Source organism: Infirmifilum sp. (genome assembly GCF_049970975.1).
Lineage (GTDB): Archaea > Thermoproteota > Thermoprotei > Thermofilales > Thermofilaceae > Thermofilum > Thermofilum uzonense.
In genome coordinates, this window is sequence record NZ_JBMFLX010000181.1 from 1 (window position 1) to 2028 (window position 2028).

1 protein-coding gene is annotated in these 2028 nt (G+C 52.1%); it reads right to left on the reverse strand.

What is annotated here, in order from left to right; all coding sequences use genetic code 11:
• On the reverse strand, positions 1–1451 hold a 1451-nt coding region (locus ACP5KC_RS10310; protein WP_428287528.1), incomplete at its 3' end, for a restriction endonuclease subunit M.
• Positions 1452–2028 lie beyond the last annotated feature (577 nt).

A 2028-nucleotide genomic window follows, 5' to 3' on the forward strand; every position in this document is an offset into this window, starting at 1 on the left:
CTTGGCGTCCTAGTAGTATAGGGTGCTAGGAGCTGCTGGTTTGGGCGCATAGTGAAGTAGTCTTTAACGAAGACATTCATGTTCGTGCTTGGAGCTCTAGGGTTCTTCATAGCTAGGTTTACAGCCGTTAGGTGTGCTGGGAACTCGTTTATGTCAACTCCGTAGAGCTGATCTAGTATCTGCCTGTGCACATCCTCAGGGACATGTCCTATCTCGTTGAAGCGTCTCCTAAGTTTTAGCTCCGCTAGTTTCCTGTAAGCCTCTACGAGGAAGGTGCCGGAGCCGCAACCCGGGTCTAGAATTTTATCATCGGGGCTTCTAACAGCCCATCTGACTATCAGCTCAGCTATAGGTTTAGGCGTGTAGAACTGGCCTAGCTGGTGCCTCTCCTCGGCTGGTATGAGATCCTCGTATATGTAACCAATGACGTCGCCCAGCTTCTCGATGCTATATGAGTCTATCAGCCTCACGAGCATGTCTAGGAGCCTTTGAACCCCCTCGCTCTCAATAACCTCTACCCTATCGTAGATACCGGTTTTGAATATTGGCTGAAAGTCCCCTGTCTGCTTGACGGCCCCCTCGAATAGCTCCCCCAGCCTCCCGAGGTAATCTCTAACCGTTCTAACCCTACCCTCAGAGTATAGGGGGGTTAGCTTCTCAAGGTTATAGTAACGCTCTAGAACCTTGTAGAATAAGATCTTGTTCATGAGGATGTAAGCCATCTCCCTAGCAAGCTGTTCAGGCGTGGGACTGTAACCTCTACTCTTAGCGAACTCCTCAATATCTCTAGCTATGTCGCCCCTGAAACTCCCACGAGGAGCGATAGCGTCTAGTATGAAGGGTGCTAGGACGTCAACAAAGCCCCTAAGATCCTCTATTATAAGCCAGTGGAGCTCCTGCCTCTTATCCTCAACCTTGAAAGCCTTAGCGTACAGGCCGCATACAAGGTCTAGGTAGTTAGCGAAAAAATCATCTGTAAATCTGATCCTCTCGTGTCTCAATAGGAGGTTCTGCCTCAGAGTCGAGTATATGTAGTCTGTTCCGAGAACCCAACCATAATTTCTCTCCTCGATGGCCTTCCAGTTAGCCACGCTATCTACATTCTCTGGAACCATGAAGAGAGCGAACTGCCTATCGTTAGCCGTAGCTACGAAGGGCACGTAGACTCCATTCCTCTTGAGTATAGCCGCATATGCGAAAACCTGGCCTAGAACCTCCTCCGAGGTCACGTGGAACCTCCTCTCATCCTTATGGCTACCAGTCCCCTCGTACTTCTTCTTAGTCTCTATGAGGAGCAGGGGGTTACCGTCGTCCTTCAAGACGGCTATGTCGGCTCTCCTACCTTCCAGCCCTCTATCAAACTGCCTCACAATACCCGTTATCGTGACACCATGAAACTTTTGATTGGTAAACCTCTTGAGAATCTCTGATATCTTCTCCTCAACCTCCAACTCCCTCCTAATTGTACATCACCTCCGCCCTTTCCTAAACAACCCTACCATCTTCGTAAACCCACGCTACCGCATCATTTGATTGTTTCATGCGCCACGCGGCTGCCGGCAGGTTAGCGACGCGCTCCACCTCCGCGATGACCGATCACCCCGCGCCGCCACCTCCTCCTTGCGGCCGCCCCGCGCGTAGCCCAGCGGGTGGCGCCAGAGCCCGATGAGTTCCCCGGCGGTGACGGCCCTCGGCGCCCACGCCTCGCCATCTGGTGGATTTAGCTGAGATAGGTGCGCGAGCGCGAACACCTCGCCTAGGAAGCCGGAGAGTTGGGTCTTGAGCCCTCTGAGGTCGTAAGATACACTGTACACACTCCACTGGCTCATAGTTTTTCCCATGATATCCCGGGCAATATATGTTTCGTGGACTGTCGAATGACTGGTTGACCAGTGAGACACTGTACACACTCCACCGTCATACATCGCCAAACGTCATTATATGGTGTTAGAGGAGCCTTCCAGTAGAATGCGCACCCAGCCGGGACACCCCACGAAGCATACGACGAGGAAGTATCCTCGAGAGCTT